This is a genomic window from Rhizobium sp. NLR8a, assembly GCF_019685235.1.
Classification (GTDB): domain Bacteria; phylum Pseudomonadota; class Alphaproteobacteria; order Rhizobiales; family Rhizobiaceae; genus Rhizobium.
The window spans coordinates 59,040-82,001 of sequence record NZ_JABDWI010000017.1 but is presented as its reverse complement, the minus strand read 5'-3'; the positions used below and the strand labels follow the sequence as shown (position 1 = coordinate 82,001).

Here is a 22,962-nt window from a genome sequence, read left to right as displayed (position 1 = left end):
GGCGCCATTCAGTCATCACCGGTATTGGCCCAAAGCAGGCATTGCTCTGGGCCAAAGGGCTTAATTGAGACGGCGAAGTCAGTTCTTCGCAGGTGGCTTGGGAGGCTCGGCCAGGTTGATCCGGTTGCCCTCACCGTCGAATATCTGAGCCACGAGCCCAAAGTCGCCTTCGATTTTGTTGGCGAGTTGCAAGCCCTGACGCGAAAGCCTTTCGAGCTCAACCTCGAGCTCGGGGACGACGATCGTTATGATCCCGTTGCCGGCGCGTTTGTCATCCTTCCAGACCTGCAGGCCGGCCCCACCCATGTTACGCCACTGAGCCATGCCTGGTATCGGCCTGCTATCTGCTGGGCGCCCCATGAGCTTCTCATACCAGATGAGTGCCTCGTCAAAGTCGGAAACGGTGGCGGAAGCGAAGATGCTCTGTACTGCTATTGAAGTGGTGGTCATGTCGTACTCCTTTGTTGGACAAATGGATGTCGTGCAGGAGTTCTCGATTTCGACAGGCCGCGCAAAAAAGCTCGCAGTCAACACAAAACTTTTGAGCGCTGTTCTTCAAGGTGGTGCCGTTCTGCCTCCGACCAACACAATCCGATAGCGACCGTGAAAGCTTCCGCCGCCTCGACATGCCTTCCGAGATCGGCGCAAATTTGCGCTCGGGCCGTCCAGTACGGCAGGTAGTCGGCCATTCGCGGGTCGCCGGCAAGCGCATATATGTCACCAAGGGCCGCGTCCGCCTGCCCTATCCGCACGAGAGCCACGGACCGATTGAGCGTCACGACGGGCGACGGAGCAATCCTGCCCAGCACATCATAGAGGGAAACGACGGCCTGCCAGTTTGAGATGCCGCTCAAACGGCGCACGACATGGGCAGATTGGATGGCCGCCTCAATCTGGTAGCGGCCAGTCGCACCCTTTGCGTTGGCGTCTCGCAGGAGACCCTCGGCGAGGCGCAATTGCTCGTGATCCCAAAGTCCGACATCCTGGCTGTCCAGCGGTACGAATGCACCGGAGGGGCCCCTGCGGGATGATCGCCGCGCCTCCGTATAAAGCATCAGCGCAAGAAGACCTTTCGGCTCCGGCTCGTGCGGAAGCAGGGATACGACCACGCTTGCAAGCCAGATTGCCTCTTGTCCAAGCGCTTCCGCCCTGTCGATGTCCATCCACCCGCTGGTATAGGCGGCGTAGATGGAGGCGAGTATCGGCGGCAGCCGGTGCGATAGTTCCTCCTTTTCCGGCACGAGGAACGGAATTTTCCCATCCCTGATCCTCGCCTTGGCTCTTACGAGCCTCTGGCCCATGGCCCTTGGAGAGACGAGAAACCGCGCGGCGATGTCTGCAGCGGTCAGGCCCAGCACGGTCTGGAGGATCAGCGGCGTTCGCGCGGAGGCATCGATGCCAGGATGTGCGCAGGCAAACATGAGCGCCAGTCGCCTGTCCGCAATTTCCTCATCCATTTCCGCCGCTGCCGAGAGTTCCTCGGCGATGAGGGTAAGACGATCGGCGCTCTTCGCCTTCACTTTGTCCTTGCGCCAGTCGTCGAGCTTGCGCCTGCGCGCGATCGTCAACAGCCAGGCATCGGGGTTATCGGGCACGCCATCGACAGGCCATTTTTCGAGAGCCGTGAGGAAAGCAGTCGCGAGCGCATCCTCGGCGGACGCGATATCACCCAAGCGCGCGCCAAGATAGGCGACGAGGCGACCATAGCTCTCGCGCGCCACTCGCTCTGCTACACCTCGGGCAACGGTGGAACCCGAAACCGTCATCCTGCATGTTCCGACGCATCCCTGATGCGACGAACCTCAACCGTTCCCCAGGACGCAGCAGGGCAGCGCGCCGCCCATTTGTTGGCTTCGTCCATATCGGCAACGTCTATGATAAAGTACCCACCGAACTGTTCGCGAACATCCGCATAAGGGCCGTCCAGAACACTGACGTCATTCCCTTGAACGCGAACGACACTCGCCTCAGAGGAACCGACCAGGGCATTGCTGGAGACGAATGCTGCCGCTTTCTCCAGCGCTTGCTGATAGGCATACATCTGGCCCATGAAGCGCGCCATGTCCTCGGGCGCTATGGACTTCCCGGCAGCTTCGTCCGCATGCAGCATCAGCATGTAGCGCATTTGCTTTATCCCCAGTGAAAACCAATCCCCAGCAGGAGCGAGCTGGGAGAATAACAATTCGGATGAAGAAGGGAACTGCTGTTAACGGCTGCAGTGTCCGTCGCCGGGGCAACGCTGTTGCCCGCATCTTCTGGATAAAATCCCGAAAATGCGCTAGGAATTGATCCAAGCTTATTAAGAGAAATACCTTAAGAGACAAGGTACGGCGAATGGACGCCACCTTTGACCGATCGACACTTTCTCACTTCCGGACGATGCCGTGAAACGCCGAAACCTGTCTCTTGCTCTTGTGCTTGCGCTGGCATCGCCGGCTGCCGCACAGAGCAGCGCCGTCTGCAACGACCTGCGTGGTCGCCTGGCCGACCTACCACGATCGATCGGCAACAATAACGGGCAGGAAGCGCGCCAATATGCCAGCGCAATCGCCGAGCAGAACCTCGAGCTGCGCAAGGTCCGCAACGATCTGCGCAGCTATGGCTGCACCTCGGGTAGCATGGTGGTGATCGGCGGCGAGAATGCCGATTTTTGCGCCGAGCTTTCTGATGCCGAAGCCCGGATGGTCGACAATATCCGTTATCTCCAGGATCAGCGCGACGAGTTGCGCAGCCAGGCCGGCGATGACGACGCGCGCCGGGAATTGACGGCGGCACTCGAACGCAATGGCTGCAGCAGCGACAATTTCTATGCCCCGACCGAGCGCAGCGCCAGCGATCCTGCCCCAAGCGTCGAGGAACAGGCGATGCGCACCGACACCTTCATCCCGCTTGGCGGCGGTGAAGAGGCCGATCCATTTTACGGCCTGCCGAGGGCCGAAATGTTTTCGCCGGTCAGCACCATTTGCGTTCGCAGCTGCGACGGCGGCTTCTTCCCGATCAGCTCGAACACCACCTCGGTCGATTTCGGCCGCGATGCGCAGACCTGCGCCAAGATGTGCCCCGGCATCGAGACCGAGCTCTTCTATCGCGACGTGACCAGCACCGAAGCCTCGAACATGATCTCGGTCGCAACAGGCGCGCCCTATAGCGCCATGAAGAACGCCTTTGCCTACAAGAACCGCGCTCCCGGCGAGAAAAATACCTGCGCCTGCAATCTGACCGCCTATTACGAGGAGATGCGCGGCAAGCAGACCCTGAGCGAACCGCCGCAGCAGGGCTCGATCACGACGGTCCGCACCAATCCGCCGGCGAAAGATACTGCGGCAGCAGCAGTCCCGCCGCAGCCATCCGTTCCCGAACGTCCCTACGACCCCACGCAGAACAAGGTCCGTCAGGTCGGCCCGCAATTCCTTGCTGGCGACCAGGGCTCGATCGACCTTGCCAATCCGGCGACGCCGGGCCCGCAACCACAACAGCAGTAATTGCTAAGGGTCGTTGCGTCCCCATCCGTCGTGGAAAACCAGTTCCTCGAGCGGCAGCCGCTGCCGCCAGCCTTTGACCGAGAGTTCCGGTTCATCATAAAGCCGATCGACAAAGCCGGCGCATAGCCAGGCGACCACCTCGATATGCTCGGGTATGCCGAGAATTGATTTCAGGTCGCCTTCACGAAAGATGCTGACCCAGCCGATGCCGACCCCTTCGGCGCGGGCCGCAAGCCAGAGGTTCTGGATGGCGCAAACGGTCGAATAGGAATCCATCCGCGGATTGTGCGTCCGTCCCAGCACCACGCTGCCGCCGCGAGTGGGATCGCAGGTCACGCATATGCCGAGCGGCGCCTCCACGATGCCTTCGAGCTTGAGGGATCGATAGGCCTGCCGCCGCTCGCCTTCGAACATCGACGCCGCCTCTTCGTTGGCGTTGGCAAAGGCGTCGCGCACGCGCGCACGGACAGCTGGACTATTCACCAGAATGAAATTCCATGGCTGCATGAAGCCGACCGACGGCGCATGATGGGCGGCTGTCAGGAGCCGCGCCACGATGTCGTCGGGCAACGGATCGGGCAGGAACTGGCTGCGCACGTCACGCCGCGTCATGATCGCGTGATACACGGCTTCGCGCTCGGCCAGCGAAAAACCGGACGCCGCCGAAAGGGCATCCGCATCAAAGGGTCGCATCGTCAAATCCCCAACAACGCAACCGCCCGCCGTCCGCGCGGGTTGGGTCTATCTCGCCAGGCCGGTCTTCTGACTTGGCTTCATCCATCTGCCGCAGCCTTCCCGGCAAAAGCCAGTGGCGCGATGAAGCGGCAGACGTCGGCCTTACAGCGTTGGGCACGTTCCGGCCTTGCACCGGATTCCCGATTCTCCCGCCTGGACGGCGGGCACCTGACGGCGCATCTATTTCAGGAAACCGACGCGGCGGCAAGTGCACGCAGACCGAACCTGAAACCACGGCTGCATATGGCTGATCGAGGGGCGGATCACCGGGCAGACAACCCCCTCCTCGGCGATCTTTTGGTCGCAGGAGGAAACAGCCTCTGTGTGCCCGCCCATCCTCCTCTACTTTATGATTTATTCACACATCAAATCCACACTGCCTTTGCGCGTTTTGGGTCGCAAACTCCGACATGGGCATGAGCGCTCGTGATGTGACCGTCAGCGTCGATGCCGTGCTGATATGCCGGTCGCGAAGATGGTCGACCGAGCCGCAATTCCAGGCTCCACGGATGTTCCAATTCTTGAAAACGATGCCCCTGACAGCCAAGCTGGCGGCGATTATCGTTGCCGTCAATCTCTGCGGCATTTCCGCCTTGGCCACCTATACATGGATGTATGAAACCCGGGCGCTGGTTGATGGCGCCCACGCAAATTGGTCCAAGGATGCGGAGCAGTTTGCATCTCTGGCCGCCGGCGGCGTCAAATGGGGCAAGGCGAACGCCGTTCGCGAGGCTTATTCGCTGTATCGTGACGATCCCTCGCTCGATCTTGTGCAATTTGCCGCATTCAACGCAGAGCTCGCTGCCGTCGACAGCTGGACCCGCGACGGCGTTTCCGGTTTGCCAACGCCGGCCGACCTGGCGACCCGCCTCAGCGCAAAACCCGACAAAACGACGATCGATGACAGCGGAATGTCCGCCGGTTTGGTCACGATTATCGCGCCGCTGCCGCTGGACAAGTCGGGCAAGACAACCGGCTACATCGTCACGAACTGGTCTGTCGAAAAAATCACTTCCGAAGTCCGCCAGAAGGTCCTCGTTTCGCTGCTCACGCAGTCCGCCATCACCGCTCTCGCCGTCATCGCTTTCCTCCTCGCCATGCGCAGCCTCGTTGGCAGGCCGCTCAGGATCCTCAGCAAACGAATTGGCGCGCTGCAGAATGGCGACCTCGCCTCCTCCGTCGCCTACAAGGAGAATGGCGACGAAATCGGCTTCCTCGCCCGTGCGCTGGAGGTCTTCCGTCACGAGGCGATCGCAAAGGTCGAAAGAGAGCAAGTCACTGCCGAGCAGACCGCCTCGTTCGACGCCGAACGGGCCCGCAACGCATTGCTGACGGAAGAAGCCGGCAACAGGCAACGGCTGGTGATGACCACTCTTGCGAACGCATTGGAAAGACTGGCCGCCGGCGACTTCTCGATCCAGCTTGCCGATCTCGGCCCTGAATTCGATAAATTGCGGCAGGACTTCAACAACATGGTCCAGGCCGTCGCAGCCGCGCTGACAGAGATAAAGATCGCTTCCGTCGCGGTTGAGGGCGGATCGAGCGAGCTGGCTTCCTCCGCAGATCAGCTGGCCAAACGGACCGAACAGCAGGCGGCAGCACTGGAACAGACCGCTGCGGCACTAGATGAAGTGACGACGACAGTCAAAACATCGTCGCAGCGGGCTGAAAATGCTGGACAATTGGTCGAGGAAACCAAGCGAGGTGCTCACGTCTCGGCGACGGTGGTGCGCGACGCGATCGGCGCGATGGACCGGATCCAAACCTCCTCCAGTCAGATCGGCCGCATCATCGGCGTCATCGACGAAATCGCATTCCAGACGAATCTGCTGGCGCTGAATGCCGGCGTCGAGGCCGCACGCGCCGGCGAGGCCGGCAAGGGATTTGCGGTTGTCGCACAGGAGGTTCGTGAACTCGCCCAGCGCTCGGCAAATGCGGCAAAGGAAATCAAGAACCTGATCAACGTTTCCGGCCAAGAGGTTGCTGCCGGCGTCGGGCTGGTGAACGAGACTGGCGACGCTCTCCTGAAGATCGAGGAGCAGATCAACCGCATCAGCGACAGCATCGCTACCCTCGTTCAGTCCTATCGCGAGCAGGCGACCGGTCTGCAGGAAATCAACGGCGCGATCAACCAGATGGATCATGCGACGCAGCAGAACGCGGCCATGGTCGAAGAAACGAACGCGGCCTGCCAAGAGCTGCTGTCGCAGGGACGCCGGCTGCAGGATTCGGCCGGCCGGTTCCTCGTCGGCGCATCCTTGGCGAGTCAGCCCAGGCCGGTCCAGCCGAGCGCCAGTCAATCTCGTCCGGAAACCAGAACCGTCGTGCCGCGGCTTGCAGGAAATGCAGCCGTTGCCGCTTCTCCCGGTGCCTGGGAGGAGTTCTGACGCCGCCCCCCCGACGAGACTTTATTTTTCAGCAACTGATCACAGGAAGGGAACAGTTATGAAGAGAGTTGTGACCGCATTGCTTTTCACCTCTGCCGCTATCGTCGCGCCCATGAGCGTATCGATGGCTGAGGATGCCAAGCTTGCCCCTATCGCCGACTACGTGAAGAGCGACGTGAAGCCCTGGCTGAACGATCCCGCCATCATCGAGGCCATCAAGGCGCAGGACACTGCGAACGCCAAGCTGAGCGAAGCCGACATCGACGCTCTCGACAAGAAATGGCGTGGCGAGGTCGACGGTTCCGACCATTCCATGATCGATGGCGTGCTTGGCAATGCGCTGTCGAAATTCCTTCAGGCGAAGAAAGAAGCGTCTGGCGGCAAGATTACCGAGATCTTTGTCATGGACGCAAAAGGGCTGAATGTCGGTCAAAGCGACGTCACCTCCGACTACTGGCAGGGCGACGAGGCGAAATTCCAGAAGTCCTTCGGCGCCGGCAAGGATGCCGTCTTTGTCGACGAGATCGAAAAGGACGAATCGACCCAGACACTGCAGTCGCAGGCAAGCATCACGATCTCGGACGAAGCGGGAACGCCGATCGGCGCGGTCACCGTCGGCGTGAACGTCGACGCCCTCTGATTTCGGCATATGCATTTTTCGCGCGAATTATAGACCGTATGGCCCGGAAGTGGACGCTTCCGGGCCATACGCTTTGCCTCCCGAACCAGGAAGCCGCTCCCTCGAACGGTGGTTTCAGCTCGCAAATTTTGCGTGACAATGGACGGCGGCGACGCTACATACGCGCCATGTCGACGACTTCAATTTACGCCTCGCGATTTTATTCGTACCGCTGCTCTCAGCGGATGCGGGTCCGTGCGTAACTGAATTCGACGCGACGACCACCCGAACAGCCGCTAGTCTACCTGGCGGCTTTTTTGTTCCGCACGGTATGACCAAACAGGAGCCATGCCGTGTCCGATACCATCGATGATCTGCGTATCCTCGAGATCACCCCACTGACCAAACCCGCCGATATCATCGCGGAAATTCCCCGAACCGCTTCAGTCAGCGAGACGGTGACCAGCAACCGCAGTGCCATCCACCAGATCCTCAAGGCTGAAGACGACCGCCTGATCGTCGTCATCGGCCCCTGCTCCATCCACGATCCGGTTGCCGCGCTCGAATATGCCTCGCGGCTGGCCGAGCAGCGACAGCGCTTCTCCAGTGATCTGGAAATCGTCATGCGCGTCTATTTCGAAAAGCCCCGCACCACGGTCGGCTGGAAAGGTTTGATGAACGACCCGCACCTCGATGGCAGCTACCGTATCGAGGAAGGACTGAGGACTGCCAGACGCCTGCTGCTCGACATCAATGCGATGGGCCTTCCCGCCGGCGTCGAATTCCTTGAGACGATCACGCCGCAATACATTGCCGACCTCGTCAGCTGGGGCGCGATTGGCGCGCGCACGACCGAGAGCCAGATCCACCGCCAGCTCGCCTCCGGCCTCTCCTGTCCGATCGGCTTCAAGAACGGCACCGACGGCGGCGCACGCGTCGCGCTCGACGCGATCCTGGCCGCTTCACAGCCGCATCACTTCCCGGCCGTCACCAAGGACGGACAGGCGGCAATCGCTTCGACAAAGGGTAATGAGGACTGCCACATCATTCTGCGCGGCGGCAAGCGGCCGAATTACGAGGCGGCTGATGTCGAAGCCGTCACAGCGGAATGCCTTAAACTCGGCGTCGTCCCCCGCATCCTCATCGACGCCAGCCATGCCAATAGTGGCAAGGATCCGATGAACCAGCCGCTCGTCGTCCATTCCGTGGCCTCGCAGATCGCCGCCGGAAACCATCATATCAAGGGCATGATGGTAGAAAGCAACCTTGTCGCCGGCCGCCAGGATCTCGTTCCCGGCAAGCCGCTGGTCTACGGCCAGTCGATCACCGATGGCTGCATCGACTGGGATATGTCTGTTGGCGTGCTGGAAGATCTGGCGAAAGCTGCCCGCGAGCGGCGCAAGGCAGCCGTCGCAGCCTGACAGACAACATCAAGCACGGCGAGCAGACCCACCGCCTAACAGGGCGGTGGGGCCAACCCCGTTATCTCACGGCTACGCCTACCGGATACGGCTCATAACTCACGCCCAGTTGATCGATCCAAGTTCCGATTTGAAACTGGCACGAGCAACGTGGGTTACTAACCCACCGCCCGCCATCATGGGTGGGGTCCGGGCCTGATCAGCAGCACGCGGAATAGGAGCAGATTTAATAGAGCAGCCATGGATCCGTTGAATCGGGCTCGTGTTCAGTCGCGACCCTGTAATAGGTACGCATATCGTCGCGCTCTTTTTCGTAAGTCCACTTCAAGCCCCATCTGCATTCGTCCGTCATGCACTCACGGCTCTTCGATTCGAACATATCGAGTTGAAATTCCTCGCCATTGATTTCGCCGGTGATCGAGCCGGTTTTCCCCTTATCCTTCGATATGAGTTCAAACGCCCCTGCTCGACCATCCAGACAGTAGATCTTCCCGCGATAGGTTCGCTCGCCGGTCTCCAGCTTCCAGAAATTTGTCTTCACCTGCGACACGCTGTAGCGACCCTTGCATTGCTGCCTTTCGGCCGAGCCAATCTCAATCGTTCCCCCCGTCTGCTCACTCTCGTTACTTGCGATCACCTTTCCGAGCACCGGAGTACCCGTTGCGAGGTAGCTTCCCTCGACCCCGCGGACAAAAAGATATGAACATCCTGCGAGCGTGAAACCCATTCCCACCACGGAGCCGGCGATCGTGAAACCACGCAGCGTCCACGCCCATCTCAAGACAGCCAGCAAGTCTATACCTCCAGATTCATCCTCAGTAGGCGGTCTCTCGATATCATCAAATTCCCACCGCCCCATCATCAAATGGCGGTGCGCCGCTTTCAAGATCTCACCGGAAAATACCTGACATAGGCAAACTCATCACCATCCGGTGACCAGCAGGGCACGTTGATCGTGCCCTGCCCGCCGAAAAGCTCGAACAGCGTCTTCAGGTTGCCGCCGTCCATATCCATCAGCCGCAGCCGCACGTCGAGGTCGCGCGGATGGTCGAAAACCGATGGGTCGTAGGACAGGATCAGCACCTTGTCATTGCTGGGTGACGGATGGGCGAACCAGTTCACTTGATCATCCGAAGTCACCTGTTGGAGACCCGTGCCATCGGGGTGGATGCGCCAGATCTGCATCAGCCCGGTGCGGCTGGAGTTGAAATAGATCCATTGCCCGTCGGCGGAATAATCCGGCCCGTCGTTACGACCCTCGCCATGGGTCAGCCGCGTCTCGACGCCGCCATCGACGGAGATGGTATAGATATCGAAGAGGTCGTCGCGAATGCCGCAATAGGCCAGCTGACGCCCGTCCGGCGACCAGCCGTGCCAGTAGGATGGCTGGTTTTGAGTGACGAGCCGCGGCGTGCCGCCTTCGATCGGCAGGATATAGATCGCTGACTTGCCGAATTCGGTCTTGTCGGAGATGACGATCTCGGTGCCATCAGGCGAGATACCATGGTCATTGTTGCAGTTGACGGCAAAGCCGGTATCGACCTTGACTACCTCGCCGCCATTGAGCGGCAGCCGGAAGAGCAGCCCGTCGCCGTTGAGCAGGAGATAGGAACCATCGGGCGAGAAGTTCGGCGCTTCCACCAGCCTGTCCGTCTGCCAGACCTCGCGAGCCCTGCCCGTCCTGACATTGTAGATCTCGACCGAGCTTCGCATATTGCCTCCCCGATATGTCGATTACGTCAGCGATCGCGGAATCGGTTGGTGATCGGATAGCGCCGGTCGCGGCCGAAGTTCTTCTTGGTGATCTTCACGCCCGGCGCCGATTGCCGGCGCTTGTATTCGGCGAGATAGAGCAGGTGCTCTACCCGGTGAACGGTCGCGACGTCATGGCCGCGCGCGACGATCTCCTCAACCGCCATCTCCTTCTCCACCAGGCACTCGAGAATATCGTCGAGAACGGGATAAGGAGGCAGCGAGTCCTGGTCCTTCTGATCGGGACGCAGCTCGGCCGATGGCGCCTTGTCGATGATATTCTGCGGGATTACCTCGCCCGACGGCCCCAGCGCAGTCGGCGGCACATTCTCGTTGCGCCAGCGCGCCAGCGCATAGACCTGCATCTTGTAGAGGTCCTTGATCGGATTGAAGCCACCGTTCATGTCACCATAGAGCGTGGCGTAGCCGACCGACATTTCCGATTTGTTGCCCGTCGTCACCACCATCGCGCCGAACTTGTTGGAGATCGCCATCAGGATGACGCCGCGCGCGCGGCTCTGCAAGTTCTCCTCGGTGATACCACTCTCTGTACCCTCGAAGAGGTTGGACAGCGCGCTGCTGAATCCGGTTACTGGCTGCTCGATCGGTACGATGTCATAACGGCAACCGAGCGCCTTGGCGCAGTCGGCTGCATCCTTCAGTGAATCTTCCGAGGTGTAGCGATAGGGCAGCATGACCGTTCGCACCCGCTCCTCTCCGAGAGCATCGACCGCGATCGCTGTGCAGATCGCCGAGTCGATGCCGCCGGAAAGGCCGAGAACGACGGTTTTGAAGCCGTTCTTGTTGACGTAGTCGCGGAAGCCGAGCAGGCAGGCGCGGTAATCGGCCTCCTCGCCTTCGGGGATACGCGCCATCGGCCCTTCGGCGCAGTGCCAACCTGCTTCCCGACGTTTCCAGGTCGTCACTGCAAGCGCCGTCTCGAACTGGCTCATCTGGAAGGCGAGCGATTTGTCGGCGTTGAAGGCGAAGCTCGCCCCATCGAACACGAGCTCGTCCTGGCCTCCGAGCTGGGCGGCATAGATCAGCGGCAGGCCGGTCTCCAGCACCTGCTTCAGCACCACCTGATGCCGGATATCCACCTTGCCTCGATAATAGGGAGAACCATTGGGCGACAGCAGTATCTCCGCCCCGCTTTCGGCAAGCGTCTCGCAAACGCCGAGTTCGCCCCAAATATCTTCACAGATCGGAATGCCGAGCCGCACGCCGCGGAAATTCACCGGCCCCGGCATGGCCCCCTGCACGAAGACCCGCTTCTCGTCGAACTCGCCGTAATTCGGCAGATCGACCTTGTCGCGCACCGCGACGACCTTGCCGCCGTCGAGCACGGCAACAGAATTATAGCGCCCCGTCTCATCCTGCCTGGGGAATCCGATGATGACGCCCGGCCCGCCATCGGCGGTGTCGGCCGCAAGGCTTTCCACCGCGTTCCAGCAGGCGCGGATGAAGGCCGGCTTCAGCACCAGGTCCTCCGGCGGATAGCCGGAGATGAAAAGCTCGGTCAACGCGAGTAGGTGCGCGCCCTCTCGGGCTGCCTCGGCGCGCGCTTCACGTGCCTTGGCAAGATTGCCGGCGACATCGCCGACCGTTGGATTGAGCTGGCCGATCGCGATGCGGAAGATATCGGAGAGAGCGTTTTCCTGTGTCATGTCATCTGTTTAGCCTGCGGCTCCCGTTACCGCAACACGTTCGCGGCCAAAGCGTTGCATCGGGCTCACGAATTTTTTGTGAACAGGCGCGCTGAAGGCTTACGGCACCGATGCATTGCAATTTACCGGCGGAGCGGAATACTGACGCGCGAAAGCGGCAACATCGATAACGGTCATCGGAAACAGGCCATGAATAATCTCTCGAATTTCGTGCACCATCATTTCGACAAACCGGCCGAAGAACTCGGCGACACCGAAAAGCGCGTGCTGACGAAAGCGCACGAGCGCAAGATCATCTCGACCGACGTCAACGCCGCCTTTTCTGCCGAGGCCTCGTTTGGAGAACGTGTCGCCGACAGCATCGCCCGTGTCGGCGGCTCATGGTCATTCATCCTCGGCTTCCTGGCCTTCCTCGTCGTCTGGACGGTGATCAATACCATCGTTTTGGCGAGTGGCGCTTTCGACCCCTACCCCTTCGTCTTCCTGAACCTGATCCTGTCAATGCTCGCCGCCATCCAGGCGCCCATCATCATGATGTCGCAGAACCGCCAGGCCGAGCGCGACCGCTTCGAGGCCGCCAAGGATTACGAAGTCAACCTCAAGGCCGAACTCGAAGTGCTCTCGCTGCATCAGAAGATCGACATGAGCGTGCTGACCGAACTGACGGCGCTGCGCGAAGACGTCGCGCGTCTCACTGCCGCGCTCGCGACCAAGACCTGACGCGAGGCATCCTCAAATCAACCAGGCGGATACCTGTCATATTGCGGCAGACCGTCTGATATCTCGTAGAAATCGCCCTTGTCGGCGCAGTAGATATGGTGGCTGAAGGTGAGGCCGCTCGGTTCGTCGAAAGTGCCTGCCATCACCGAGACTTCCGATCGTCCGTCACCCTGCCAGAACAATGCCGAGCCGCAATTCGAGCAGAAGCCGCGCTGCGCCTCTTCGCTGGACCGATACCAGCGGATGGCTTCTGCTCCCTCGATCGAAAGAGAGGCGCGCGGCACGTTGACCGCGGCATAGTAAAATCCCGTCTGCCGGCGGCATTGCGAGCAATGGCAGCCAACCACCGGTCCTGGCTTCGCCGCGATTGAATATCGCACGGCGCCGCAAAGGCAGCCGCCTGTGTTTTGTTCGCGCATGATCGTTCTCTCCTCGCTCCTGGAGAAAGTGCGGCCACTCGGCCCTGCCGTCAAATCCATTCCCCTGAACGAGCGATCAGAAATCTTGAAGGTGCACGCCAAAAGCGGCACTCGCCCAAGCATGGCTGGCGACCCCTCGCTGTTGCCCATCGACCACACCGGCCCATCTCCTATCGTCACCGCGTTGAACCGGACGCCGTTCTCGGTGATACTATAGCCTCGATTTATTCAACCGCCGGGAGACTGAAATGAGAGCGACCCTGTCCAAACAGAAAGGAAACATCGCCCACAAGGACATTCTGCTTCATGCATACTCCGTTCTCCCGCGCGAGGAAAAGCTCGCGACGCCATAACCTCTTTCTGAACCTCTTCCGGGGCGATTGGAAAGCCGCCGACCGCGAGCGGCGCCGGTCGCGAATGCGCAAATTCATCTCCTATTACCGTCCGCATCTGCCGTTGCTGCTTGCGGATCTGCTTTGCGCCATCCTCGTCGCCGGCACGGCGGTTGCCTTGCCGCTCTGCGCCAACATCGTCACGAGCCGGCTTCTTGCTCTACCGGACACCCCGCAGGCCTTCGCTCAGATCCTTGCGATGGGCGGTGTGATGCTTGCCGTTCTCGCGGTCCAGATAGCGGCGATCTTCTTCGTCGATTATCGCGGACATGTCATGGGCGCCCGCATCGAAGCGACAGTGCGGCAGGAACTCTTCGAGCATTGCCAGAAACTCTCGTTCAGCTTCTACGACCGCCAGCGCACCGGCCAGCTAATGAGCCGCATCACCAATGACTCCCTCTGGCTGGGCGAGCTCTTTCACCACGGCCCGGAGGATCTCTCCATTGCCGTTCTGAAATATGGCGGGGCCATGCTGGTCTTGTTCTTCATCGATCCGCTGCTGGCGACTCTCATCCTGCTGCTCACTCCGGTGGCAGTGGTCTATGCGCTCTATTTCAACCGGCGCATGAACCGTGCGCTCGAAGCCAGCAAGCGGCAGATCGCCGCCGTCAACGAGCGTGTCGAAGATGCGCTCGCCGGCATCCGTGTCGTCCAGTCCTTCGCCAACGAGGCACTGGAACGGCAGCGCTTCGCCGCGCAAAACCAGCGTTTTCTGCAAAGCCGCGCCGAAGGCTACCGCAGCGAGGCGTGGTTTTCGGTCGGCACCGAAACCTTCGCCCAGCTCGTTACCATATTGGTAATCATCGCAGGAGGCTTGCGCATCCTGGCGGCGGACCTGACCGTCCCGGATATGCTGACCTTCCTGCTCTGCGTCGGCGTGCTGGTTGATCCCGTGCAGCGGCTCGCCAATTTCGTGCGCCTCTGGCAGGAAGGCTATACCGGCTTCATCAGAGCCATGGAAATCCTGGAGATCGATCCCGATATCACCGACCGGCCGAACGCCCGTCCGATGCCGGTGCCGAGGGGCGAGATCAGTTTTTCCGACGTCGCCTTCGGCTACGAAGCCGATGGTCCCAGGGTGCTGGAGCGGCTTTCCCTCACCATCGCCCCCGGAGAATTCGTCGCCCTGGTCGGGCCTTCGGGGGTCGGCAAGAGCACGCTCTGCGCGCTCATACCGCGCTTCTACGATATCGACGCCGGAGCGATCCGCATCGACGGAATCGATATCCGCGACGTGACGCTGGCCTCGCTCCGGCGCCATGTCGGCGTGGTGCAGCAGGACGTCTATCTCTTTGCCGGCACCGTCGCGGAAAACCTCCGCTACGGCAGGCCGGATGCGACCGATGCCGAGCTGGAGGCGGCTGCCCGCGCCGCCAATGCGCACGACTTCATCATGGCCCTGCCCAATGGCTATGATACCGATATCGGCCAGCGCGGCGTCAAACTGTCAGGAGGCCAGCGCCAGCGCATCACGATCGCCCGCGCCTTCCTGAAAGATCCGGAAATCCTGATCTTCGACGAGGCGACCAGCGCCCTCGACAACGAGAGCGAACGGGCGGTGCAGCAGGCGCTGCTCACTCTGGCGAACGGCCGCACCACCCTGGTCATCGCCCACCGGCTGTCGACAGTGCGACATGCCGACCGCATCCTGGTCCTGACCGGCGACGGCATCGTCGAACAGGGCACGCATGATGATCTGATGGCGCAGGGCGGTGTCTATGCCAACCTGCACAGCATTCAGGCGAGCATCTGAAGGCAACAAAAAACCCGGCATCGCGCCGGGTTTTTTATCACGTTTCCGGCTGGCTTAGCCGTTTGCAACCATGCGCTTCTCATCTCGGCCGCCCTTCATGCGCTCGGCAAGCAGGAAGGCGAGTTCGAGCGCCTGGTCGGAGTTGAGGCGCGGATCGCAATGCGTGTGGTAGCGGTCCTGCAGATCGTCGGCGGTGACGGCCCGGGCACCGCCGGTGCATTCCGTCACGTCCTTGCCGGTCATCTCGACATGGATGCCGCCGGGATGCGTGCCTTCGGCGCGGTGGATCTGGAAGAAGCTTTCGACTTCCGACAGGATCCGCTCGAAGGGACGTGTCTTGTAGTTGTTAAGCGTGATCGTGTTGCCGTGCATCGGATCGCACGACCAGACGACCTTGCGGCCCTCGCGCTCGACGGCGCGGATGAGGCGCGGCAGGTTTTCGGCGACCTTTTCGTGTCCGAAGCGGCAGATCAGCGTCAGACGCCCGGCCTCGTTCGAGGGGTTCAGAATGTCGATCAGTTGCAGCAGATCGTCGGCCTGCAGCGACGGGCCGCATTTCAGTCCGATCGGGTTCTTGATCCCGCGGCAATATTCGACATGCGCATGGTCGGCCTGGCGCGTGCGGTCGCCGATCCAGATCATGTGGCCCGACGTGGCATACCAGTCGCCCGAGGTGGAATCGACGCGGGTCAGCGCCTCCTCGTAGCCGAGCAGCAGCGCCTCATGGCTGGTGAAGAAATCGGTCTCGCGCAGGCTCGGGTGATTTTCCGAAGTGATGCCGATCGCCTTCATGAAATCCATGGTTTCGCTGATGCGGTCGGCAAGTTTGCGGTAACGCTCGCCCTGCGGGCTGTCCTTGACGAAGCCGAGCATCCACTGATGCACGTTTTCGAGATTGGCGTAGCCGCCCATCGCGAAGGCGCGCAGAAGATTCAGCGTCGCGGCCGACTGGCGGTAGGCCATGGCCTGGCGTTCGGGGTTCGGAATCCGCGACTCCTCGGTAAACTCGATGCCGTTGATGATGTCGCCGCGATAGGCCGGAAGCGTCACGTCACCCTGCTTCTCGACATTCGAGGAGCGCGGCTTGGCGAACTGACCGGCGATGCGGCCGACCTTGACGACCGGCAGCTGCGCCCCGAAGGTCAGCACGACGGCCATCTGCAGGAAAGCGCGGAAGAAGTCGCGGATGTTGTCGGCGCCGTGTTCGGCGAAGCTCTCGGCGCAGTCGCCACCCTGCAGCAGGAATCCATTGCCCTCAGCGACATTGGCGAGATGCTTCTTCAGGCGGCGCGCTTCGCCTGCGAAGACGAGCGGCGGATAGCTGGCAAGAGTGGCCTCTGTTGCCGCCAAAGCGGCTGCATCGGGATATTCGGGAACCTGCAGGATCGGTTTTTGCCGCCAGCTGCTCGGGGTCCAGTTCTCTGCCATCTTACTAACCTCACTCACATCCAATCCTCGGATGCCCTGTCTTAATATCCGGCGGCTTATAGACCTTTAGATCAAGCTTGCAAAGGCCAATCACCGGCCGCTTTAAACCAGCATATACCATGTCGATTTCCCCATATTTCAGATTTTGCATGTAGAACCCGAAGGAGTTTCAACATTGGGGACATGTCATGGCGATCCTTCCGCCCGGCTTCATTTTGGACCGCTCGGGCAATTTCGGCATCATGACCGCATTGCTTATGGTGCCGCTCGTGGGTGCGGCCGGCATGGCGGTGGATGTGGCCCACGCACTGAGTCTGAGGACGCAGCTCTACGCCGCCGCCGATGCCGCTGCCGTCGGTTCGATCGCCGAAAAATCGGGCGCGGTCGCCGCCGCGATGACGATGAGCGGCAACGGCACGATATCGCTTGGCAGCACCGACGCCCGTAACATATTCATGTCCCAGATGTCAGGCGAGCTGACCGGCATTCAAGTCGATCTCGGCATCGACGTCACCAAGGCCGCAAACAAGCTGAACTCTCAGGTTTCTTTTACGGCGAACGTGCCGACCACCTTCATGCGCGTTCTCGGCCGGGATTCGATCACAATCTCGGGCACGGCGACAGCCGAGTATCAGACGGCTTCTTTCATGGATTTCTACATCCTGCTGGACAACACGCCGTCGATGGGCGTCGGCGCCACCGCCAAAGACGTCTCGACGATGGAAAAGAACACCAGTGACAGCTGCGCCTTCGCCTGCCACGAAACTCAAAACAAAAACAACTACTACAATCTTGCCAAGAAGCTCGGCGTCAGCATGCGTATCGACGTCGTGCGCCAGGCGACCAAGGAATTGACGCAGACCGCAAAAGCGACGCGGGTTTCCTCCAATCAATTCCAAATGGGCGTCTATACTTTCGGCACCAAGGCCGAAGATGCGAAGCTCACGACCATATCCGAGCCGACGGATGACCTCGACAAGGTGCGCACCTACACCGACGCCGTCGACCTGATGACCATTCCATATCAGGGCTACAACAACGACCAGCAGACGAGCTTTGACAACGCGCTGACACAGATGAAAGACATCATTACTACCCCCGGAGACGGCAGCACCTCAACGACGCCGCAGAAGATCCTGTTCTTTGTCTCGGATGGGGTCGGTGACAGCGAGAAGCCGAAGGGCTGCACCAAGAAACTCACCGGCAAGCGTTGCCAGGAACCGATCGACACCTCCTTCTGCAAGCCGCTGAAGGATAAGGGCATAAGGATCGCGGTACTTTACACGACCTACCTGCCTCTCCCGAAAAACAGCTGGTACAATACCTGGATCAGCCCCTTCCAGAGCCAGATCCCGACCAAGATGCAGGAATGCGCCTCGCCGGGCCTCTATTTCGAGGTGACGCCGACCGAAGGCATCGCCGATGCTATGAAGGCTCTTTTCCTTAAAGTCATCCGTGCGCCGCGCATCACCAGTTGAGAGTCTTGCCTAGAAGCGCTTTCCGTCGCGGATTCGATAGCTCGGCGCATACATGGTGACGAGCTCTTCGGCCGCTGTCGGGTGCAGCGCCATCGTCCGGTCGAAATCGTCCTTGGTGCAGCCGGCCTTGAGCGTGACGCCGAGCAACTGCGCCATCTCGCCGGCATCGTGCCCGAGGATATGAGCCCCCACAACCTTTCGGCTCGCAGAATCGACGATCAGTTTCATGATCATCCGCTCGGGCCGGCCGGAAAGCGTCGCTTTCAGTGGTCGGAACTGCGCGCGGTATACTTCGAGCTCACTGTGCCGCTTGCCCGCCTCTTCTTCCGACAGGCCGACGGTGCCAATCTCGGGCTGTGAGAAGACGGCGGTGGGGATGAGTTCATGGTCCGGCCGGGTCGGATTGTTCTTGTACTCGGTCTCGATGAAGCACATCGCTTCGTGAATCGCCACCGGCGTCAGTTGTACTCGATTGGTGACATCACCGAGAGCATAGATATTTTCGACATTGGTACGGGAATAATCGTCGACGATGATGGCGCCGCGCTCGTCGACGGCTACGCCGGCTGCCTCGAGACCGAGACCTTCCGTATTCGGATCGCGCCCGAGGGCCAGCATGACGACATCGGCCTGCAGCGTGCCGCTGTTCAGCGTCTCCAGCACCAGTCCATCGTCGGCCTTGGAAACCTGCCGCAGCGTATCGTGGCAGAGGATGCGGATGCCCTTGGCGACCATTGCCTCGTGCAGGCCCCGCCTCAGATCCTCGTCGAAGCGAGACAGGATTTCGGCGCCACGATAGATCAGTGTCGTCGCCACGCCGAGACCATGGAAGATATTGGCGAATTCGACGGCGATGTAACCGCCGCCTGCGATCACGATCGATTTTGGCAGTTCCTCGAGATGAAAGGCGTCATTGGAGGAAATGCAAAGCTCGTGTCCGGGAAGCGCGACATGCGGGTTCGGGCGTCCGCCGGTCGCGATCACGATCGTCTTGGCCGTCACCGTCTGCCCTGTTTTCACGAGCCGCAGCGTATGGGCATCGACGAGTTCGGCGCGCGTTTCCAGGATCTCGGCATTGGCGCCGGCGAGCCCCTTCTTGTAGAGGCCTTCCAACCGCGCGATTTCCGCATCCTTGGCGGCGACCAGCTTCTTCCAATCGAAGCTGCTTCGGCCGACCGTCCAGCCGAAACCCGCTGCATCCTCGAAGTGCTCGTGGAACTGCGAAGCATAGACGAAGAGTTTCTTCGGCACGCAGCCGCGGATGACGCAGGTGCCGCCATAGCGGTATTCCTCGGCGATCGCCACCTTCTTGCCGAGCGAGGCGGCAACGCGCGCAGCGCGCACGCCTCCGGAACCACCGCCGATGACGAAAAGGTCGTAATCATAGGAAGACATAAGAAGCTCCGGAAGGGAATCGCAGGAAGGACGTTCCTGATATAGGGGCGATCGTCACGAAAACAAAAGCCCCGCTCCCGCGTCTTCCTGTACTCCATTGCCGAATATTGGCCGGAATCTGACCCGGTCACCGTTTACGGTTGACCCCGTCGACGGAGGCTGGCAGGCAATGCACGAGACTGAAAGGATGCCGGAGCAAAAGATGGATCAAACTCTCTTCGCCAACCTGTGCAAGGCCGGCAAATTCAAGGAAGCGCTGAACCTCGCCATCCAGGGCCACGAGAACGAGAAATTTACGCCGAGCCGCTTTGCCATGGACAAGAAAACCGGACTGCCGATCTTCTACCGCGGCAACAAACGCGTGGAGCCGGATGAGACTGGCATGTGGCGATTGGCCAAGAGTTCCAAGGATTGGGGCTGATCGCCAGCAGCGTGTTTGGCTCTCGGGGATTTGCGGCCGTCAGCCGGTAACGCGGAAACCAGTCAGCATATCCTCAAGTTCAGCCGTTTCCGTCTCTATGCTTGAGACCGATGCCCCCGCAGGACCACGCTTCAAGCACTCCAACATCGTCGAGATCGCGCTACCGGCTCCGGCGATCAGAGCGGAGACGGATCCGTCCGCTTCATTGCGCACCCAACCCGTTACTCCGAGCTGCAAGGCCTGATCGCGTGTCCACATGCGAAAACCCACACCGTGGACTCTGCCCGATATCCGCACTCGCACTGCCTCGTAATGATCGGACATGTAGCCTCACCAAGAGCTCGCCGCTATTGCCGGATCCATCATAACAAAAAAGCCCGGGCGATGCCGGGCTTTTGCAAATTCGATGAGGCAGGCCTTACTGCTGGGCAGCGGGAGCCGGAGCAACCGGGCTGTCGGTCGCCGGTGGCGGTGCCTTGATGACCTTGGACAGCTCGGCGTTGCTCTGCTTTTCCAGGTCGCGCGAAATGCCCTGGGCCCAGATATCCGCGGCCTTGGCTGTCTCGCGCGAGGCGACCGGGCCGTCCTTCAGCAGCTTCTTGCCGACGTCGGACGTGTAGAAGGCGGCGATCGCCTTCAGCTCATCGACCGTGAAGGCCTTGGCGTATGTAAGTGCTGCTTCCTTCTCGAGATCGCCGCGGCGCGGCGCCAGTGCCAGCGCCTGCGCATCAACGGTCGACGAGATGATGTCCTGGTAGTTCGGCGAATCCTGGATCAGGCCGGCCTTCAGGCGTTCGGCAAGACCGGGCAGGATATTGTCGAACTGGGCCGTAGCACCGATCGCGTCGATCGCCGCGCGCGCAGCCTTCAGCTGCTCTTCGGAAACTTCCTGCGCCTTGACGGCGGAGCCGAAGGCAAGACCGGAAAGAACCACGGTCGCAGCGGCAAGACGGCCAAGACCTGCAATGTTCATCATGAGTGTATGCTCCTGTTATCTGTTTGCCTGCAGCGTGCGCGCACCCGCAGGACCGGCAATGATCGCAAGTGCCGCCATATTGATGAAGAGCCCGTGTTCGACGACGCCGGGTATGGAATTCAGCTCGCTCGACAGCGCCTCTGCATCAGGAATGCGGCCAAAAAATGCATCGATGATGTGATGGCCGCCGTCCGTGGTAAACTCTCCGTCACCGGATTGGCGCAGGCTGAGTTCGCCGGAAAGGCCGAGCCGGGCCGCAACTTTTTCGATTGCCATCCGCGTCGAGACGAGGCCGAACGGATTGACCTCGATCGGCAGCGCAAAGGCGCCGAGTGTCTCGACCAGCTTGCTCTCGTCAGCGATGACGATCATCCTCTGCGAAGCCGCAGCGACGATCTTCTCGCGCAGCAGCGCGCCGCCGCCGCCCTTGATCAGCCTGAGCGCCGGATCGATCTCATCGGCGCCGTCGACCGTCATATCGAGAGCCGGCAGCTCGTCAAGCGACTTTAGCGGAACACCGAGCTCGACACAGAGGCGCGCCGTTCGTTCGGACGTCGGAACACCTTCGACCTGGAAGCCACCTGCGACCTTCTCCGCCAGCAGGCGGACGAATTCTTCCGCCGTACTCCCGGTTCCAATGCCGAGACGCATCCCGCTTTCGACATGGGCGAGCGCGGCCTCGGCGGCCTTGATCTTCATTTCGCGGGCATCCATGCGCCGCCAGCTCCGAATTATTGCGTTGGATGTGCTGTTTACACGGCTCGCCTGGCAAACGAAAGTCAAAATCATCACGGAAAATGAAAAGCCGAAACAAGCGCCTGCGGCCTTCCCGCTAATCCTCGGGCCGTTGCTTTCCGTCGCGCGATCGCCTACCTCAGGAGCAATATCATCGTTCTCGGGAATGACGCGTCTTTCCCAGGAATGACACCTCGTCGATCGAACGCCGCTCGCAAGACGCCCATCGCACAAAGAGGCAAACCCTTGACCCCTGCCCCCGCTCCGCTCGTCGTCTTCGATCTCGACGGCACCCTTCTCGACACCCATGCCGATCTGGTCGAAAGCCTGAATCATACGGTCGCAGCCCTCGGCCTCGACCCGGTCAGTTATGACGATCTTACCCATCTCGTCGGCCAGGGCGCGCGGGTTATGATCGAGCGCGCCTGCCGGCTGCGCGGCCATTCGCTCGCTGGAGACGACCTGCCGCTGCTGGTGGAACGCTTCGTCGCCCATTATGCAGGCAACATGCCCGGCCATACGGAACCCTATCCCGGTCTGGTCGCCGCCATGAACCGCCTGAAATCCGCTGGCTACCGCCTCGCCGTCTGCACCAACAAGATGGAGAGCCTCGCGCTCGGCCTACTCGACAAGCTCGACCTCCACAGCTATTTCGAAGCAGTCACCGGCGGCGACACCTTCCAATACCGCAAACCCGACGCCCGCCATCTCACCGGCACCATCGAGCGCGCCGGCGGCGATATTTCCCGAACCGTGATGATCGGCGACAGCATCAACGATATCGCCGTGGCCAGAAACGCCGCCGTGCCGTCGATCGCCGTGCCTTTCGGCTATTCGGATGTACCGGTCTCAAGCCTCGATCCGGATGTCATCATCACCCACTACGATGAACTGACGCCGGAACTGGTGGAGAGATTGCTGCGGGAGTTTGCGGAGAAGATTGCTGTTTGAGTTCTCCGCTCGCCTATCCTCCCTCATTCCTGTGCTTGTCAAAGGAATCCAGCCGGCTTCCGTCCGCAAGCCGATAAGACTTTAGAGTCGGGAACAATACGCGCGACTTGCTGGGGAGATCGCTGGCAGCAGCGGAACCATGTACCGACAGGCTGCGATTCTTCCGCCGCGTGGAAACGCGTCTGCTGGATTCCTGTGACAAGCATAGGAATGAGGGACGAGTTTGTGGCG

The 22,962-nt window shown here is 60.7% G+C and carries 22 protein-coding genes and 1 riboswitch; of the genes, 9 read left to right on the top strand and 13 right to left on the bottom strand.

What is annotated here, in order from left to right:
- Positions 1-78: 78 nt before the first annotated feature.
- The 3 genes from HJC04_RS27995 to HJC04_RS27985 all read right to left on the bottom strand — a co-directional run bounded on the left by HJC04_RS27995 (position 79) and on the right by HJC04_RS27985 (position 2,125).
- A complete protein-coding gene (locus tag HJC04_RS27995; RefSeq protein WP_221147607.1) occupies positions 79-450 on the bottom strand; it encodes a VOC family protein in 372 nt (123 codons plus the stop codon).
- Positions 451-527: 77 nt separating this feature from the next.
- Positions 528-1,766, bottom strand: coding sequence for an RNA polymerase sigma factor (locus HJC04_RS27990; RefSeq protein WP_221147606.1), 1,239 nt, complete (start codon positions 1,764-1,766; stop codon positions 528-530).
- On the bottom strand, positions 1,763-2,125 hold the full coding sequence (locus HJC04_RS27985) for a YciI family protein (RefSeq protein ID WP_210631090.1): 363 nt from the start codon (positions 2,123-2,125) through the stop codon (positions 1,763-1,765). Before HJC04_RS27985 ends, HJC04_RS27990 begins: the two co-directional genes overlap by 4 nt.
- 259 nt (positions 2,126-2,384) lie before the next feature.
- On the opposite strand from HJC04_RS27985, the gene HJC04_RS27980 reads away from it, so the two are divergent.
- Complete coding sequence (locus HJC04_RS27980; protein ID WP_221147605.1) at positions 2,385-3,482, top strand: DUF2865 domain-containing protein; 1,098 nt, start codon at positions 2,385-2,387, stop codon at positions 3,480-3,482.
- Positions 3,483-3,485: 3 nt separating this feature from the next.
- Here HJC04_RS27980 and bluB read toward each other — a convergent pair whose 3' ends face one another.
- Positions 3,486-4,175: a 5,6-dimethylbenzimidazole synthase gene (gene bluB / locus HJC04_RS27975; protein WP_221147604.1), complete on the bottom strand. Its 690-nt coding sequence runs from the start codon at positions 4,173-4,175 to the stop codon at positions 3,486-3,488.
- Positions 4,176-4,216: 41 nt separating this feature from the next.
- A riboswitch (cobalamin riboswitch) is annotated at positions 4,217-4,404 on the bottom strand.
- Between the two features lie 322 nt (positions 4,405-4,726).
- On the opposite strand from bluB, the gene HJC04_RS27970 reads away from it, so the two are divergent.
- From HJC04_RS27970 to HJC04_RS27960, 3 genes are all read left to right on the top strand, one after another.
- On the top strand, positions 4,727-6,604 hold the full coding sequence (locus HJC04_RS27970; RefSeq protein WP_221147639.1) for a HAMP domain-containing methyl-accepting chemotaxis protein: 1,878 nt from the start codon (positions 4,727-4,729) through the stop codon (positions 6,602-6,604).
- A gap of 58 nt (positions 6,605-6,662) precedes the next feature.
- Positions 6,663-7,244: a hypothetical protein gene (locus tag HJC04_RS27965; protein ID WP_221147603.1), complete on the top strand. Its 582-nt coding sequence runs from the start codon at positions 6,663-6,665 to the stop codon at positions 7,242-7,244.
- A gap of 332 nt (positions 7,245-7,576) precedes the next feature.
- Positions 7,577-8,644 (top strand): 3-deoxy-7-phosphoheptulonate synthase, encoded by a 1,068-nt coding sequence (locus HJC04_RS27960; RefSeq protein ID WP_221147602.1) that lies wholly within the window; start codon positions 7,577-7,579, stop codon positions 8,642-8,644.
- A 226-nt stretch (positions 8,645-8,870) separates the two neighbouring features.
- Here HJC04_RS27960 and HJC04_RS27955 read toward each other — a convergent pair whose 3' ends face one another.
- From HJC04_RS27955 to HJC04_RS27945, 3 genes are all read right to left on the bottom strand, one after another.
- Positions 8,871-9,437 (bottom strand): hypothetical protein, encoded by a 567-nt coding sequence (locus HJC04_RS27955; RefSeq protein ID WP_221147638.1) that lies wholly within the window; start codon positions 9,435-9,437, stop codon positions 8,871-8,873.
- Positions 9,438-9,526: 89 nt separating this feature from the next.
- Positions 9,527-10,357, bottom strand: coding sequence for a hypothetical protein (locus HJC04_RS27950; RefSeq protein WP_221147601.1), 831 nt, complete (start codon positions 10,355-10,357; stop codon positions 9,527-9,529).
- A gap of 26 nt (positions 10,358-10,383) precedes the next feature.
- Positions 10,384-12,063 carry an NAD+ synthase gene (locus HJC04_RS27945; protein ID WP_221147600.1) on the bottom strand — a complete coding sequence of 560 codons (1,680 nt, stop codon included), beginning with the start codon at positions 12,061-12,063 and terminating at the stop codon, positions 10,384-10,386.
- 189 nt (positions 12,064-12,252) lie between these two features.
- On the opposite strand from HJC04_RS27945, the gene HJC04_RS27940 reads away from it, so the two are divergent.
- On the top strand, positions 12,253-12,783 hold the full coding sequence (locus tag HJC04_RS27940) for a DUF1003 domain-containing protein (RefSeq protein ID WP_221147599.1): 531 nt from the start codon (positions 12,253-12,255) through the stop codon (positions 12,781-12,783).
- 17 nt (positions 12,784-12,800) lie between these two features.
- Here HJC04_RS27940 and HJC04_RS27935 read toward each other — a convergent pair whose 3' ends face one another.
- Positions 12,801-13,202, bottom strand: coding sequence for a GFA family protein (locus HJC04_RS27935; RefSeq protein ID WP_210631080.1), 402 nt, complete (start codon positions 13,200-13,202; stop codon positions 12,801-12,803).
- Positions 13,203-13,508: 306 nt separating this feature from the next.
- On the opposite strand from HJC04_RS27935, the gene HJC04_RS27930 reads away from it, so the two are divergent.
- On the top strand, positions 13,509-15,347 hold the full coding sequence (locus HJC04_RS27930; protein WP_221147598.1) for an ABC transporter ATP-binding protein: 1,839 nt from the start codon (positions 13,509-13,511) through the stop codon (positions 15,345-15,347).
- Positions 15,348-15,401: 54 nt separating this feature from the next.
- Here the strand turns inward: HJC04_RS27930 and HJC04_RS27925 are convergent, their stop codons facing one another.
- Positions 15,402-16,775 carry a class II 3-deoxy-7-phosphoheptulonate synthase gene (locus HJC04_RS27925; protein ID WP_210631078.1) on the bottom strand — a complete coding sequence of 458 codons (1,374 nt, stop codon included), beginning with the start codon at positions 16,773-16,775 and terminating at the stop codon, positions 15,402-15,404.
- Between the two features lie 188 nt (positions 16,776-16,963).
- Here HJC04_RS27925 and HJC04_RS27920 point away from each other — a divergent pair, with 188 nt between their 5' ends.
- Positions 16,964-18,253: a VWA domain-containing protein gene (locus HJC04_RS27920; RefSeq protein ID WP_210631077.1), complete on the top strand. Its 1,290-nt coding sequence runs from the start codon at positions 16,964-16,966 to the stop codon at positions 18,251-18,253.
- A 9-nt stretch (positions 18,254-18,262) separates the two neighbouring features.
- Here the strand turns inward: HJC04_RS27920 and gor are convergent, their stop codons facing one another.
- Positions 18,263-19,648, bottom strand: a complete 1,386-nt coding sequence (gene gor, locus HJC04_RS27915; protein WP_221147597.1) for a glutathione-disulfide reductase — start codon at positions 19,646-19,648, stop codon at positions 18,263-18,265.
- Between the two features lie 202 nt (positions 19,649-19,850).
- On the opposite strand from gor, the gene HJC04_RS27910 reads away from it, so the two are divergent.
- The gene (locus tag HJC04_RS27910; protein WP_247241728.1) at positions 19,851-20,069 is read left to right on the top strand and encodes a hypothetical protein; all 219 of its coding nucleotides are present in this window, start codon (positions 19,851-19,853) and stop codon (positions 20,067-20,069) included.
- 39 nt (positions 20,070-20,108) lie between these two features.
- Here HJC04_RS27910 and HJC04_RS27905 read toward each other — a convergent pair whose 3' ends face one another.
- From HJC04_RS27905 to rpiA, 3 genes are all read right to left on the bottom strand, one after another.
- Positions 20,109-20,393, bottom strand: coding sequence for an acylphosphatase (locus HJC04_RS27905; RefSeq protein ID WP_221147596.1), 285 nt, complete (start codon positions 20,391-20,393; stop codon positions 20,109-20,111).
- 94 nt (positions 20,394-20,487) lie between these two features.
- Positions 20,488-21,045 (bottom strand): DUF2059 domain-containing protein, encoded by a 558-nt coding sequence (locus tag HJC04_RS27900; RefSeq protein WP_210631073.1) that lies wholly within the window; start codon positions 21,043-21,045, stop codon positions 20,488-20,490.
- Between the two features lie 15 nt (positions 21,046-21,060).
- The gene (gene rpiA, locus HJC04_RS27895; protein WP_221147595.1) at positions 21,061-21,759 is read right to left on the bottom strand and encodes a ribose-5-phosphate isomerase RpiA; all 699 of its coding nucleotides are present in this window, start codon (positions 21,757-21,759) and stop codon (positions 21,061-21,063) included.
- Positions 21,760-22,026: 267 nt separating this feature from the next.
- Between rpiA and HJC04_RS27890 the strand changes: the two genes are divergently transcribed.
- Positions 22,027-22,731, top strand: a complete 705-nt coding sequence (locus HJC04_RS27890; protein WP_210631071.1) for an HAD family hydrolase — start codon at positions 22,027-22,029, stop codon at positions 22,729-22,731.
- Positions 22,732-22,962 lie beyond the last annotated feature (231 nt).